At 61.8% G+C, this 10,939-nt stretch carries 23 protein-coding genes; 14 read left to right on the top strand and 9 right to left on the bottom strand.

Translation table 11 applies throughout. The features are described from left to right. Positions 1–97 precede the first annotated feature (97 nt). Positions 98–385, top strand: a complete 288-nt coding sequence (locus ABIB99_RS10525) for a hypothetical protein (protein ID WP_354175719.1) — start codon at positions 98–100, stop codon at positions 383–385. Between the two features lie 131 nt (positions 386–516). On the opposite strand, the gene ABIB99_RS10520 is transcribed toward ABIB99_RS10525, so the two are convergent. After that, entirely contained in the window at positions 517–702 is a 186-nt protein-coding gene (locus ABIB99_RS10520; RefSeq protein WP_028151001.1) for a hypothetical protein, read from the bottom strand. Between the two features lie 242 nt (positions 703–944). On the opposite strand from ABIB99_RS10520, the gene ABIB99_RS10515 reads away from it, so the two are divergent. The 3 genes from ABIB99_RS10515 (at position 945) to ABIB99_RS10505 (ending at position 2,172) form a co-directional block, all read left to right on the top strand. Continuing rightward, positions 945–1,145, top strand: coding sequence for a hypothetical protein (locus ABIB99_RS10515; protein WP_063983461.1), 201 nt, complete (start codon positions 945–947; stop codon positions 1,143–1,145). Then, positions 1,145–1,423 carry a hypothetical protein gene (locus ABIB99_RS10510; RefSeq protein WP_063983460.1) on the top strand — a complete coding sequence of 93 codons (279 nt, stop codon included), beginning with the start codon at positions 1,145–1,147 and terminating at the stop codon, positions 1,421–1,423. Before ABIB99_RS10515 ends, ABIB99_RS10510 begins: the two co-directional genes overlap by 1 nt. 77 nt (positions 1,424–1,500) lie before the next feature. After that, on the top strand, positions 1,501–2,172 hold the full coding sequence (locus tag ABIB99_RS10505; protein ID WP_231141879.1) for a transposase: 672 nt from the start codon (positions 1,501–1,503) through the stop codon (positions 2,170–2,172). Between the two features lie 131 nt (positions 2,173–2,303). On the opposite strand, the gene ABIB99_RS10500 is transcribed toward ABIB99_RS10505, so the two are convergent. Next, a complete protein-coding gene (locus ABIB99_RS10500) occupies positions 2,304–2,489 on the bottom strand; it encodes a hypothetical protein (RefSeq protein ID WP_028151001.1) in 186 nt (61 codons plus the stop codon). 173 nt (positions 2,490–2,662) lie between these two features. Here ABIB99_RS10500 and ABIB99_RS10495 point away from each other — a divergent pair, with 173 nt between their 5' ends. Next, a complete protein-coding gene (locus ABIB99_RS10495; RefSeq protein WP_084795142.1) occupies positions 2,663–2,863 on the top strand; it encodes a hypothetical protein in 201 nt (66 codons plus the stop codon). Continuing rightward, entirely contained in the window at positions 2,863–3,141 is a 279-nt protein-coding gene (locus tag ABIB99_RS10490; RefSeq protein WP_063983458.1) for a hypothetical protein, read from the top strand. Before ABIB99_RS10495 ends, ABIB99_RS10490 begins: the two co-directional genes overlap by 1 nt. 466 nt (positions 3,142–3,607) lie before the next feature. On the opposite strand, the gene ABIB99_RS10485 is transcribed toward ABIB99_RS10490, so the two are convergent. The 3 genes from ABIB99_RS10485 to ABIB99_RS10475 form a co-directional block, all read right to left on the bottom strand. Then, a complete protein-coding gene (locus tag ABIB99_RS10485) occupies positions 3,608–3,784 on the bottom strand; it encodes a hypothetical protein (protein ID WP_187387710.1) in 177 nt (58 codons plus the stop codon). An 86-nt stretch (positions 3,785–3,870) separates the two neighbouring features. Continuing rightward, positions 3,871–4,173, bottom strand: coding sequence for a hypothetical protein (locus ABIB99_RS10480; RefSeq protein ID WP_028161315.1), 303 nt, complete (start codon positions 4,171–4,173; stop codon positions 3,871–3,873). Positions 4,174–4,336: 163 nt separating this feature from the next. Continuing rightward, positions 4,337–4,831 (bottom strand): hypothetical protein, encoded by a 495-nt coding sequence (locus ABIB99_RS10475; protein ID WP_063983456.1) that lies wholly within the window; start codon positions 4,829–4,831, stop codon positions 4,337–4,339. A gap of 350 nt (positions 4,832–5,181) precedes the next feature. Between ABIB99_RS10475 and ABIB99_RS10470 the strand changes: the two genes are divergently transcribed. Both ABIB99_RS10470 and ABIB99_RS10465 read left to right on the top strand, forming a co-directional pair. Beyond that, a complete protein-coding gene (locus tag ABIB99_RS10470; protein ID WP_007591377.1) occupies positions 5,182–5,478 on the top strand; it encodes an HU family DNA-binding protein in 297 nt (98 codons plus the stop codon). A gap of 128 nt (positions 5,479–5,606) precedes the next feature. Then, the gene (locus ABIB99_RS10465) at positions 5,607–5,783 is read left to right on the top strand and encodes a DUF2934 domain-containing protein (protein WP_084795141.1); all 177 of its coding nucleotides are present in this window, start codon (positions 5,607–5,609) and stop codon (positions 5,781–5,783) included. A 295-nt stretch (positions 5,784–6,078) separates the two neighbouring features. Here ABIB99_RS10465 and ABIB99_RS10460 read toward each other — a convergent pair whose 3' ends face one another. Further along, the gene (locus ABIB99_RS10460) at positions 6,079–6,306 is read right to left on the bottom strand and encodes a hypothetical protein (protein WP_063983455.1); all 228 of its coding nucleotides are present in this window, start codon (positions 6,304–6,306) and stop codon (positions 6,079–6,081) included. A gap of 345 nt (positions 6,307–6,651) precedes the next feature. Between ABIB99_RS10460 and ABIB99_RS10455 the strand changes: the two genes are divergently transcribed. The 3 genes from ABIB99_RS10455 (at position 6,652) to ABIB99_RS10445 (ending at position 7,774) form a co-directional block, all read left to right on the top strand. Then, positions 6,652–6,789 (top strand): hypothetical protein, encoded by a 138-nt coding sequence (locus ABIB99_RS10455; protein WP_354175716.1) that lies wholly within the window; start codon positions 6,652–6,654, stop codon positions 6,787–6,789. A gap of 288 nt (positions 6,790–7,077) precedes the next feature. Continuing rightward, positions 7,078–7,206, top strand: coding sequence for a hypothetical protein (locus ABIB99_RS10450; RefSeq protein ID WP_256376411.1), 129 nt, complete (start codon positions 7,078–7,080; stop codon positions 7,204–7,206). A gap of 370 nt (positions 7,207–7,576) precedes the next feature. Beyond that, on the top strand, positions 7,577–7,774 hold the full coding sequence (locus ABIB99_RS10445; protein ID WP_039148983.1) for a hypothetical protein: 198 nt from the start codon (positions 7,577–7,579) through the stop codon (positions 7,772–7,774). On the opposite strand, the gene ABIB99_RS10440 is transcribed toward ABIB99_RS10445, so the two are convergent. After that, positions 7,771–7,896, bottom strand: a complete 126-nt coding sequence (locus tag ABIB99_RS10440) for a hypothetical protein (protein WP_135213555.1) — start codon at positions 7,894–7,896, stop codon at positions 7,771–7,773. The genes ABIB99_RS10445 and ABIB99_RS10440 overlap by 4 nt on opposite strands. A gap of 78 nt (positions 7,897–7,974) precedes the next feature. Continuing rightward, a complete protein-coding gene (locus ABIB99_RS10435; RefSeq protein WP_354096252.1) occupies positions 7,975–8,328 on the bottom strand; it encodes a hypothetical protein in 354 nt (117 codons plus the stop codon). Positions 8,329–8,500: 172 nt separating this feature from the next. Between ABIB99_RS10435 and ABIB99_RS10430 the strand changes: the two genes are divergently transcribed. Continuing rightward, positions 8,501–8,788, top strand: a complete 288-nt coding sequence (locus ABIB99_RS10430) for a hypothetical protein (RefSeq protein WP_063983453.1) — start codon at positions 8,501–8,503, stop codon at positions 8,786–8,788. Between the two features lie 69 nt (positions 8,789–8,857). Here ABIB99_RS10430 and ABIB99_RS10425 read toward each other — a convergent pair whose 3' ends face one another. Next, on the bottom strand, positions 8,858–9,022 hold the full coding sequence (locus ABIB99_RS10425) for a hypothetical protein (RefSeq protein WP_014495457.1): 165 nt from the start codon (positions 9,020–9,022) through the stop codon (positions 8,858–8,860). A gap of 284 nt (positions 9,023–9,306) precedes the next feature. Here ABIB99_RS10425 and ABIB99_RS10420 point away from each other — a divergent pair, with 284 nt between their 5' ends. Both ABIB99_RS10420 and ABIB99_RS10415 read left to right on the top strand, forming a co-directional pair. Continuing rightward, a complete protein-coding gene (locus ABIB99_RS10420; RefSeq protein ID WP_354096254.1) occupies positions 9,307–10,068 on the top strand; it encodes an SIR2 family NAD-dependent protein deacylase in 762 nt (253 codons plus the stop codon). 199 nt (positions 10,069–10,267) lie between these two features. After that, the gene (locus ABIB99_RS10415) at positions 10,268–10,900 is read left to right on the top strand and encodes a cold-shock protein (RefSeq protein WP_028150990.1); all 633 of its coding nucleotides are present in this window, start codon (positions 10,268–10,270) and stop codon (positions 10,898–10,900) included. Positions 10,901–10,939: the final 39 nt, after the last annotated feature.

Below are 10,939 nucleotides of genomic sequence, written 5' to 3'. Positions count from 1 at the left end.
ACTGCTGCCATGGAATTGGCGCTCTGCCATCCGGAACGTTGATCAAGCCGCCTGAGCCGAAAATGACCCGCGCGCGGTCTTCGCCGGATGCTTACGGTTGGTGCAGCGTGCTCAGGATTGGCGGTGGGCGAGCACGCGTGCCCATCTGCGCTGGCGGGATGACGGCCTGACCGCGCTGGTGCCGATCCCCCATCGCTTCCCGGATTTTGCTGATTTGCTCACAACTGAGCCGGAGCTGAATCTATTCGGCGCGCTGCGTTCCGCGGAAAGCATCGGCCGCCCGCTTGGCGACGACCGCTTTCTGGCTCGCATCGAGCGCCAGACCGGACGCGTTCTCAAGCCGGCGAAGCGCGGGCCGAAGCCATCTACGGTAGATGATGAATGAGGTCAGCTAATTAAGTGCACTGTCACCGTAATTACGCGCGATGACATGACACGGCGCGGCTGCAACATCAAAAAGGAGGATTGCGATGTGCGCGCGACAGCTACGTCACTTGGCTAGCTCACTTGGCTAGTTCACTTGGCGTAACCTTGGGAACGGAGCCATGCGATCTTGCGATCGCCGTTGATCCAGTCGTCGGCATCTGCCTTGCTGGCGAATCCGGTGATTTCGCGCTGTTCGTGGTCGGGGTAGTCCGCCAGTATCTTCCAGTCGCTGTCTGAGAGGCGGACGGTTTTGAAGGTCACTTTTGCTTTGGCCATGCCGCACTATGCAGGGAATTCTCTCAAAAGAGAACCCGCTTTGCGGCCGGCTTTTCGTCAATCCGCATCGGCATCACTCACAGTGACGGAAAACCGATCCGGCCCCGATCGGCCCGTTCCTCGGCGATGATGGCTGTTTACGAGTGTCGAGCAGTGACCTCGCCAGCAACCTATCGAACCGGCGCCCTCAATGGCCAACTCGCGGCGGTTGAACCCCGCCAGAGGTAGGGCGACTAAACGCCATGGCCGCTTTCTTTGCAGAACTCCTGTTTGATCTCGTCAGAATCCTCGTTGGCGACTGGCTGAGACAGGCTGCGGTGGCGGTTTGTGCGTGGCTCGATACGAAGATTCACGGCCGCGGGGCACGCTTGGTCGTGGGCGGCCTGCTCGGGCTCGCCGCCTATTTCCTCGTTCCGGTTATCGCCGGGCTGCTGGGGTTTTGATGCTCTCCGTGAAGGCGAACCTCATCATCGCATTGGCCATCGGGGCGCTCATCTCGTCGGTGCTCCTCGCCATCGAGCCGCTGACCGAATTCGCTTTTCTTTCGCTGGAGTGGCCCGGCATCACCGCAGCGTATTTGTTCTGGGGAGCAGTCGGAGGCTCCAGCTTCGCAGGGATTGCCATATCCTGGGTCGTGAATGCACTCACCTACGGTCTTTGTGCTTTCGCCATTCTCAGTGTTCTCAGCGCTCTCAGGCTGCTGGCCAGGCCGAAGAGTTGAGGCGCGCGGCGACCTCCTGAAATTACGGTGACAGTGCACTAAATTGACGCCATCCGATTTCGCGATCAAGATGCGGCATGGCCCGTCTTGCCCGTGTCGTTATTCCCGGTCATCCGCACCATGTCACCCAGCGCGGCAATGGCCGGTCGCGCACGTTCTTCGACGATGACGATTACGCGCTCTATCGTGACCTGCTCGCCGCAAATTGCGGCGACGCCGGAGTTGAGGTGTGGGCCTGGTGCCTGATGCCAAACCACGTGCATCTCATCCTGGTGCCGTCCGATCCCGACGGGCTGCGCCGCGCACTGGCCCGTGTGCATCGAAGCTATGCCGGCACCATCCAGGCGCGACGCAAGCGCACGGGTCATTTCTGGCAAGGTAGGTTCGGCGCTGTCGCCATGGACGAGCGCCATCTTGCGGCGGCGCTGCGTTACGTGTCGCTCAACCCCGTGCGGGCGCGGTTGGTGCAGCGCGCGCAGGATTGGCGGTGGGCGAGCACGCGTGCCCATCTGCGCTGGCGGGATGACGGCCTGACCGCGCTGGCGCCGATCCGCGATCGCTTCCCGGATTTTGCCGATTTGCTGGCAACTGAGCCGGAGCTGAATCTATTCGGCGCGCTGCGTTCCGCGGAAAGCATCGGCCGCCCGCTTGGCGACGACCGCTTTCTGGCTCGCATCGAGCGCCTGACCGGACGCGTTCTCAAGCTGGCGAAGCGCGGGCCGAAGCCATCTACGGCAGATGATGAATGAGGTCAGCTAATTAAGTGCACTGTCACCGTAATTACGCGCGAGGACATGACACGACGCGGCTGCAATATCAAAAAGGAGGATTGCGAGGTGCGCGCGACAGCTACGTCACTTTGTTAGCTCACTGGGCTAGCTCACTTGGCGTAACCCTGGGAACGGAGCCATGCGATCTTGCGATCGCCGTTGATCCAGTCGTCGGCATCTGCCTTGCTGGCGAATCCGGTGATTTCGCGCTGTTCGTGGTCGGGGTAGTCCGCCAGTATCTTCCAGTCGCTGTCTGAGAGGCGGACGGTTTTGAAGGTCACTTTTGCTTTGGCCATGCCGCACTATGCAGGGAATTCTCTCAAAAGTGAACCCGCTTGCGGCTGGCTCGGCGATGATGGCTGTTTATGAGTGTCGAGCAATGACCTTGCCAGCAACCTATCGAACCGGCGCCCGCAATGGTCAAACCCTCGGCAGTTGAACCCCGCCAGAGTTAGGGCGACTAAACGCCATGTCCGCTGTCCTTGCAGAACTCCTGTTTGATCTCGTCAGAAGCCTCGTTGGTAACTGGCTGAGGCAGGTTGCGGTGGCGGTTTGTGCGTGGCTCGATACGAAGATTCACGGCCGCGCTGCACGCCTCGTCGTGGGCGGCCTTCTCGGGCTCGCCGCCTATTTCCTCATTCCTGTTTTCGCCGGGCTGTTGGGGTTTTGATGCTCTCCGTGAAAGCGAACCTCATCATCGCATTGGTCATCGGGGCGCTCATCTCGTCGGTGCTCCTCGCCATCGAGCCGCTGACCGACTTCGCTTTTCTTTCGCTGGAGTGGCCCGGCATCAGCGCAGCGTATTTGTTCTGGGGAGCGGTCGGAGGCTCCAGCTTCGCAGGGATTGCCATTTCCTGGCTCGTGAATGCACTCATCTACGCTCTCGGTGCTTTCGCCATTCTCAGCGTTCTCAGCGCTCTCAGGCTGCTGGCCAAGCCGAAGACTTGAGAGGCGCGGCTGCCTCCTGGAGCTTATGAAGGCCGATCCGGGAAAGAGCGTAGCGGAGATCCACGCCATGACGAGGGCGGCATGACGCGCTGGCTGCAACGGCTCGGGAAGATTGCGAGGATTGCTGCGCTTTGCGGGACCGTCGCGTGGCTTGTGCTTTTGACGAGCTCTCCCCAAGAGCCTGATGCCGCACATCCCCAGCGTTACAGTCACCGACACGACGTCCGATATGTGAGCCAGGAGATGGGATCGACCCTGCGAATTCTGCTCGGCTCGACGTTTGCTCTGGTCCTGGTGGCGTTTGGATGTCACTTCGCGACCAGGGACATGCGAGATGGGACGTAGCCGCAGCGCGTTCGTCGCTGTCGGACCATGCTTCGCATCGCCGGGAGCGCTGCGTCCGGGGCACGAGCGCACATGAAAAACCGCCCCTGACATGGCCAGGGGCGGGTTTCGAAAAGTCGGTCTAGTGACCGGTGCCGGGCTTCGTCGTCTTAGGCGGCTTGCCGTCTTCGACGCGGCCTTCGTTCCTGAGGTCGCGACCCTCCTGAGCCTTCTTCTGGCTCTCGGGCGATTTGCCGCGCTCGTACAGCTCTTCCTTGACGTAGCCGGCGGCTTCCTTGGCTTTACCTTCAACGCTCATTGCAATCTCCTCATCTGGAGATGGATCAATGTGCGGCAGAGCCGACCGTTCCTATGCGCCGGTCATTGTGAGGATGCCGTGGGCAACTACGCAGCAATCCGCCGTTCGACAGGCGCCGTCAGATATTTGAGCATCTGCGCATGCTCGAGATCGGGAACCGCGATCGCCGTGTGGCTATAGACCGCATGGGTCCGTGAGTTTGCGATTCTGTCCAGGATCTCTTTGCCCTTGATGACGTGGAGGCCCATGCCTTCCTGCGAGGGGAAGATCGCCAGCACCACGTCGTAGGCCGCGATGACGGCCTTGAGCGCTTCAGCCTTGTCCTCGGCGATGTCAACAAACACGCGAACATCAGCCGCGAGTTCACGCAGCTCGTCAAAATTCAGCACTGTGGGTTTACTCCAACGCAACGATACTGGCGGGGAGAGTGGATGGGTTAGGTTACCGAAGTCTCAACAAGGCGTGCCGGGCCGCAGGTTTCACGATGAGGTGACGCGTTGGCTGGGGATAACCGGGTTGCGGTGACAGTCCGCTCATTTCGGCGCAGCGCGCCTAGCGCTTGGCTTCGTCGTTGCGAAGCCTGTTATCCCCGGCCTCGTCCACGAGCTTCAAGGCGCTGCCGTCGTAGCTCAGCTTGAGCCCACGGCCGACGATCCACGTCCATCCCTCGCGAGCGTCCCTGGTCGGTTGGGCGTTGAACTGGTCGGAGATCGACTTGACGGCCGCGTCCTGCGGCCCCGGATTGTTCAACGCGGCATTGACGCGCCGGATGGGGTGGCTGGCGTCGACGTCGTCACTATAGACCGTGACTTTGGCGCCGTTGATTTCGCATTCGAGGATGTACGAACCGCGACCCTGTCGGCAGCGGTAGTGACGTTGCGTGACGAGCTTGTTGGTCTCCTCGAATGTCATCCCGGGCGAAAAGCCGAAGATGTCGGACTTCTTGACCTGTGCCAGAGACGCAGGCTTCAAGAACTCCGGCTGGATGGCGACCAGGGCGGCGACCGCAACGACGATCAGGCCGGCGATAACAATGGCAATCTTCATCAGCCCCTCACGAGAAACATCCGACCATATAACAGCCGGCGCGCTCCACCAGGCCTCCAAAAGCGAAAGCCCCGCCTGGGGGAAGCGGGGCTCTCTGATGGGGGTGAAGCTTGGGGACTTCAATTAGTTAGACGCGCCAGCGGCAGAATGGTTCAAAGCCAACGCGGCGCATGCTGCGACACTTTCGCGGGACGGGCTGGAACCCCAGCCGAAGCCATGCTTGTGTTTTGGGCCTCAATGGGTTCTAAGCCCCGTGACTTCATGACCTCCGGCGTGAATCGGCATCACACTTGCGTGGTTCAGCCGCGTCCTGAGCAGGATCTGCTCACCCGCACAAAAGGAATTCAGACATGGCGAAGATGACGAAAACTCAATTGATTGATGCAATTGCCGAGGGCACGCAGCTGTCGAAGAACGACGTGAAGTCGGTCATCGAGTACATGGCGACGGTTGGCTACAAGGAGCTCAACGAGTCCGGCGAGTTCGTCATTCCCGGCTTCGTCAAGATGTCGGTCGTGAACAAGCCGGCGACCGAGGCCCGCATGGGCGTCAACCCCTTCACCAAGGAGCCGATGCAGTTCGCGGCGAAGCCGGCGAGCAAGTCGGTGAAGGCCTCGCCGCTGAAGGTGGCCAAGGACTCCGTCTAAGCGACCCGCGACGTCGTCGCGGCGGCTTCCTGTCGCGGAGCGCCGCAACGACCGCCGGCTGGTGTGTCGGACACGGACAAGGAACTCTCGGGCATCGTCACGCTTTGCTTCCCAAAGGGAGACGTCACATGGCCAGTCTGAGCGAGGAACAGATCCGGGACCGCGCCTATCATCTCTGGCGGGAAGCCGGCGAGCCCGCGGGGAGAATGGACACCTTCTGGTATGAGGCCGAAAAGTTGCTCCTCGCCGAGAGGGCCGCGCAAGGCGAAGTCCCGCCGGGGCTGAACGACAATTTGCCGGTCTGACGGTCAACAAAGGCCGCACGAAAATTTGCCGTACACCGGAACGTTGTCCGGCGTTCGGCGGTTAAGATGACGGCGACGGAATCTTGCGCGAAGCTGACAGTCGTCAAAGCAGCCACCCGGTGTAACGCCCGTGTGGCTGCTTTGTTGTTTGCTGCCTTGTTGTTCGACGGCGCCGAAAAGAAAAAGCCCCGGCCTTGGGGCCGGGGCTTCTCGAAGCTGGATGGCCGCGTCGCACAGCCGCCAGCACCACTGAATTCAGCCTGACAACGCGGGGCGGGGACATTCGTTCCGGCCGCTACTCCGTCGACACCGACACATCGATGATCGCCGGCGGATCGATCTGGCGCTCGCGCCAGACGATGAATTCGCATTTGGGATTGAGCCACTGATATTCGGAGCCGCGCGCCTTGAGGTGCGCAAGCGCCGCATCGTGCGCCGTGGTCTCGTCGGGGGCCTCGACCATGATCTCCACGGTCTCCTCGATCTGACGAACCACTTCGACGGCGTAGAATTTCCTGGTCACGGTCCCTCGCTCCGGAATGGCTAACGGGGAGGACGACGGCGCGTTCCCAAAAGAAAAACCCCGCGCTTGCGCACGGGGCTCTCTTGGCCGGCGGCGTTGGGATTTCAGCGCCTGGCCGCCAGCGCCTCGAACTTAAGGTTGAAAATCCAAAAAGCAACCCGCCGTGGCGATGGCGCATGTTCGTCAGGCGGAGCTGCCAGTGGCCGGGCGCGGAAATCCCCAGCTTTCAGGGGGGCCGCGCGGCGCGAGGAAGGCTTGAGGCGATGTGCGTGGGAAATCGCGCGCGAGGGGCTGGACTTTTTGTTCTCATTTTGTTCTAGTTGGTAATCACGTTGGAGGTGACTCATGACCATCGAGAAACAGCGCGAAGTGATTAGGCTCTGGAATCAGCTGCGGAAGGTCGAGGGGCCGGCCGTTGAAGAGCTCCGCATCCAGATTCTCGAATGTTTTTCCGAGAAGGCCAACGCCAAGCGAGCGGCCTGAGGCGCGCCGGCGGGCCACGACGCGACCCAGTAAGCGCGATCTCGTCTGCCGTTGAAAATCTTGCCGATGAAGCCGTGACGGCGCGCGCCTTCATCGATCGTTAGGAGTCGCGCCGCGCTGATTTGCTCGACTCCGATTCGTTCTTTGCGAACGAAATGGAGTCGGATGCAGAACAAGGCGTGCCTTCTGTGTCGATGCGGGACAGTCCTTCTCGCCGCGCGTGAGCGTGATGCTTCGCACGGTCCCGCCCTCGTGTCCTCGTTACGGAATGAGGCGAAGGAGAGCGACATGGATGCGTGCTGGTTTCTCGCCGAGATCGTCAAAGTGTTCTGGTCCGACAGGCACAAGCGGCTGCGCAAAGGCAGGCCCTCGGTGCCGCAGGTGCCGCCGCCACCGAAGCGAGATGACATGGAGTGATGGTGCCTTCGCTGCGATCGCACGTTCGCTTTCGCGACGATCCGCACCACTTGTTAAGAGTTGCTCCGTGCCGATTTTTTCGATTCCGATTCGTTCTTCGAGAACGAAATGCAGGCGAAGCTGGAACAAAGCCGTACCCGCGGCTCCGCCGGAGCGTTTACGAGTTTTGGTGCGGACGTTGTCTGAAGCGGCGCGCCGGGATCTCAAGGGCAGATGTCTCAAGCCTTGCGCAAACTCCTAACGAAAATTTGCGGGAAAGCCGATAACCCTATTCGGTTAGGTTAAAACCCCAATCGCGTTGCGCTTGCGGTTGCTTGGGATAGGTGTCTTGGCAAGGACAAGAAACGACTTTGCCCAGAAGCAAGTTTGCATGACACCTTTTTCAGAACCATCCTTCTTTCAGGGCGACCGGCACACCTACCGGCGCGTCGCCGTCGTCGGCTCGCTGTTCTGCCTCGCCTTCGTGGTGATCAGCTTCTCGCTGCGGCCGCAGCTCGAGGACACGCGCGTCGCGGTCAAGGCCGACCGGCTGGTGCGCACGGCAGGCCAGGCGCCCCACACCAATTAGCGCTCGTCACCGTAGATGCGGTCGTCGGCGGAATGGTCCGGGCACGCGGTGCCGCGGCGCGCAAGCGCGACGAAGCCGGCATAGCCGGACAGGTTGAGCAGAACTTCAAGCCACGCGGGCATGTCGGGTCCCTTCTTGCGTGAAGAGGGTTCAACGTGCGCGGGAAACATTTGTTCCGTGCTCGCCAGAAACAAACCCGCTTACAGCGGAGAGGAGGGGTCCAGCCGCCGGCCGAGGGTCGCAACGGACGCGCTCGAGGGCTGCTCCTTGAGGAACTCGGCGATGGCCCGCGCCAGCTCGCCGTCGCTCATCGGCGTCGGCGGCGGGCGCAGCGCGCCGACACCGAAGTTGCGGACGATCTCGTCGTAGTGCTGGTCGCGGGATTTGGGAACGAGCCTGCGGATGCGCCCCAGCAAAGCGGATAGCGGCAATGGGTCCTCCTCGGCATCCGTCCCGGTGGCAGCCATTGATGTCTGCCGCCATTTTCTTTCCGTGAAACTTCTTTCCGTGAAACCAAAAACCCCGCCAGCATCGCGGAGATGCTGACGGGGCATCGTGCTGTCGCCTCAACCGGATAGCGGAGGCTTCCGCACTCGCAGATGCAATCCGCCGAACCGGCTTTCGTTCCGCTCGTGCCGATATTTTTCTGCCGCCCGGGTTCCACTCCTGCGCGCAACCATCGCGGGCCGGCGACGTTGTCCCCGCGAGACGCGAAGGAGGAGAGTCATGAAGAAGACATTGGCAGTTCTGGCCACCGTTGCGGCCGTCGGCGTGACCGCGGTCGCGGCGCCTGCGCCTGCAGAGGCGCGCGGTCGCGGCATTGGCCCGGGCCTCGCATTCGGCCTCGCCGCCGGCGCGATCACCGCCGGCGCGGTCGCTGCGTCCCATCCGTACGGCTATTATGGTCCGGGCTACGGCTATTATGGCGGGCCCGCCTATTACAGCCCCGGCCCGTATGCCTATTACGGCGATGGGCCGTACTATCCCCGGCGCCACTACTACCGCCACTGGTAACGGCTGACCAAGTGAAAAGCCCGGAGCGATGCTCCGGGCTTTTTTCATGCGTGGCGATCGGAGGTGCCTTTATGGCCAGAGCGAGGGCCGCTCCACCTTGCGCGCATTGTCGAGCGTCGACACGAAATACTCTTCGCGCTCGCGCTGGAATTTTTCCTGGGTGGCACGGAAGGCGGCGACACGGGCGGCGATCTCTTCGCGTTCGCGGATTTTGCGTTGTTCGTCTTCGGTCATGTCAAATCCCCTCTACACGTCAGTATCTGTGCACTCCAATATGTGTGCACGGCCGAACTCACGCACTGCCGCCGCAATCACGTTGAGTCGCGTTAACACATGCATTGGCGCTTCTGATTGGGGCGTCAATGGGGAGGAGGCATTGCAGGATTGTGATAAGCGAAGGTCGGAAAAAATTGCCGACCGCGCTTGCGCGATTCTCACGTGACAGTGGATAACAGCGTCAACGATCTTGTCGCTTGCGCATGGAGCGGCCAGCGCAAGGCCAACACGGGAGGCCGCGAGTGATTGCATCGGATATTCGCAGCGGCGTCGAACGACTCGGCGACATGATCGCCGAATCCAGGACCATCGTGCCGTTCACCGGCGCGGGCATCTCCACCGAATGCGGCATCCCGGACTTCCGCTCGCCGGGCGGAATCTGGACGCGCAATCGTCCGATCGCGTTCGACGAGTTCGTCGCGAGCCAGGAGGCTCGCGACGAATCCTGGCGCCGCCGCTTTGCGATGGAATCTGTCTTTGCCGCGGCCAGGCCCGGCCGCGGTCATCGCGCACTCGCCTCGCTCTACCGCGCCGGCAAGGTTCCCGCCGTCATCACCCAGAACATCGACAATCTGCACCAGGCTTCGGGCTTTGCCGCCGAGCACGTCATCGAGCTTCACGGCAATACCACTTATGCACGCTGCATCGGATGCGGGCAGGCCTATCAGCTCGACTGGGTGAAGCGCCGCTTCGACGAAGACGGCGGCGCACCCAACTGCACCGCGTGCGACGAGCCGGTGAAGACCGCGACGATCTCGTTCGGCCAGATGATGCCCGACGACGAAATGCAGCGCGCGACCGCGCTGTCGCAAGCCTGCGACCTCTTCATCGCGATCGGCTCCTCGCTCGTGGTGTGGCCGGCGGCGGGCTTTCCGATGATGGCGAAGAACGCCGGTGCACGTCTGGTGATCATCAATCGCGAGCCGACCGATCAGGACGACATCGCCGACCTCGTCATCCGCCACGACATCGGCGAGACTCTCGGGCCCTTTGTCGGAAATTGAGGCATCAATTTGATTCGCGGCTGTGCAAGCTGTTCATAGGTTCCGGCGAATCATATTTTTATCTATGCGCCGCAACCGGGAGTGTTATCTTTTGAGTCGAAAGATTCGCATCGCGTCGAATTGAGAACATTCTCTTAAGACGCGTGATTCGACGCCGCCGCTGAGGCGGGTTGCAATGGGCAGTGTGGGGTCCGGGGTTATGGGGTCGTCGGACGGATTTGAGTCCAAGAAGATCGGAGTTCCCGCTGTGGGCGAGCACGGCGGCGGTCGCGATAACGCGCTAAGCCCGTTCAGCGGACTTGGTGAAGGCAGTGCCAACCTCGTTGAGGTTCACGGCGTCATCAAATGGTTCGACGCTTCAAAGGGCTACGGCTTCATCGTTCCCGACAATGGCTGGCCGGACGTGCTGCTGCACGTCACCGTGCTCAGGCGCGACGGCTTCCAGACCGCCTATGAGGGCGCCCGCATCGTCGTCGAGTGCATCCAGCGCGCCAAGGGCTACCAGGCCTTCCGCGTGGTCTCGATGGACGAGTCGACCGCGATCCATCCGGCGCAGATGCTGCCGCCGCGCACCCACGTCACGGTCACCGCGACCAGCGGACTGGAGCGAGCCCAGGTCAAGTGGTTCAACCGCCTGCGCGGCTTCGGCTTCCTGACCTGCGGCGAGGGCACGCCCGACATCTTCGTGCACATGGAGACGCTGCGCCGCTTCGGCATGACCGAGCTCAGGCCCGGCCAATATGTCCTGGTCCGCTTCGGGCCCGGCTCCAAGGGCATGATGGCGGCCGAGATCCATCCCGAGACGGGATCGCCGGGATTGCAGTCGCACTAGCGGCGATCACCAACTCCCGCAATCGTGACAAGAGGCGCG

It is taken from the genome of Bradyrhizobium sp. LA6.1, from assembly GCF_040547805.1.
GTDB classification, from domain to species: domain Bacteria; phylum Pseudomonadota; class Alphaproteobacteria; order Rhizobiales; family Xanthobacteraceae; genus Bradyrhizobium; species Bradyrhizobium barranii.
Note: the sequence above shows the minus strand (reverse complement) of the source record. Positions and strands in the feature narration are given on the sequence as shown.

Bases quoted from the DNA above. Each gene is read 5' to 3' on its own strand.
- ABIB99_RS10445 (WP_039148983.1), top strand. From the start codon at position 7,577: ATGACACCTTTTTCAGAACCATCCTTCTTTCAGGGCGACCGGCACACC.
- ABIB99_RS10515 (WP_063983461.1), top strand. From the start codon at position 945: ATGGCCGCTTTCTTTGCAGAACTCCTGTTTGATCTCGTCAGAATCCTC.
- ABIB99_RS10470 (WP_007591377.1), top strand. From the start codon at position 5,182: ATGGCGAAGATGACGAAAACTCAATTGATTGATGCAATTGCCGAGGGC.
- ABIB99_RS10505 (WP_231141879.1), top strand. From the start codon at position 1,501: ATGGCCCGTCTTGCCCGTGTCGTTATTCCCGGTCATCCGCACCATGTC.
- ABIB99_RS10450 (WP_256376411.1), top strand. From the start codon at position 7,078: ATGGATGCGTGCTGGTTTCTCGCCGAGATCGTCAAAGTGTTCTGGTCC.
- ABIB99_RS10440 (WP_135213555.1), bottom strand. From the start codon at position 7,896: ATGCCCGCGTGGCTTGAAGTTCTGCTCAACCTGTCCGGCTATGCCGGC.
- ABIB99_RS10430 (WP_063983453.1), top strand. From the start codon at position 8,501: ATGAAGAAGACATTGGCAGTTCTGGCCACCGTTGCGGCCGTCGGCGTG.
- ABIB99_RS10425 (WP_014495457.1), bottom strand. From the start codon at position 9,022: ATGACCGAAGACGAACAACGCAAAATCCGCGAACGCGAAGAGATCGCC.
- ABIB99_RS10520 (WP_028151001.1), bottom strand. From the start codon at position 702: ATGGCCAAAGCAAAAGTGACCTTCAAAACCGTCCGCCTCTCAGACAGC.
- ABIB99_RS10415 (WP_028150990.1), top strand. From the start codon at position 10,268: ATGGGGTCGTCGGACGGATTTGAGTCCAAGAAGATCGGAGTTCCCGCT.
- ABIB99_RS10510 (WP_063983460.1), top strand. From the start codon at position 1,145: ATGCTCTCCGTGAAGGCGAACCTCATCATCGCATTGGCCATCGGGGCG.
- ABIB99_RS10485 (WP_187387710.1), bottom strand. From the start codon at position 3,784: ATGAGCGTTGAAGGTAAAGCCAAGGAAGCCGCCGGCTACGTCAAGGAA.
- ABIB99_RS10435 (WP_354096252.1), bottom strand. From the start codon at position 8,328: ATGCCCCGTCAGCATCTCCGCGATGCTGGCGGGGTTTTTGGTTTCACG.
- ABIB99_RS10490 (WP_063983458.1), top strand. From the start codon at position 2,863: ATGCTCTCCGTGAAAGCGAACCTCATCATCGCATTGGTCATCGGGGCG.
- ABIB99_RS10495 (WP_084795142.1), top strand. From the start codon at position 2,663: ATGTCCGCTGTCCTTGCAGAACTCCTGTTTGATCTCGTCAGAAGCCTC.
- ABIB99_RS10455 (WP_354175716.1), top strand. From the start codon at position 6,652: ATGACCATCGAGAAACAGCGCGAAGTGATTAGGCTCTGGAATCAGCTG.
- ABIB99_RS10475 (WP_063983456.1), bottom strand. From the start codon at position 4,831: ATGAAGATTGCCATTGTTATCGCCGGCCTGATCGTCGTTGCGGTCGCC.
- ABIB99_RS10500 (WP_028151001.1), bottom strand. From the start codon at position 2,489: ATGGCCAAAGCAAAAGTGACCTTCAAAACCGTCCGCCTCTCAGACAGC.
- ABIB99_RS10465 (WP_084795141.1), top strand. From the start codon at position 5,607: ATGGCCAGTCTGAGCGAGGAACAGATCCGGGACCGCGCCTATCATCTC.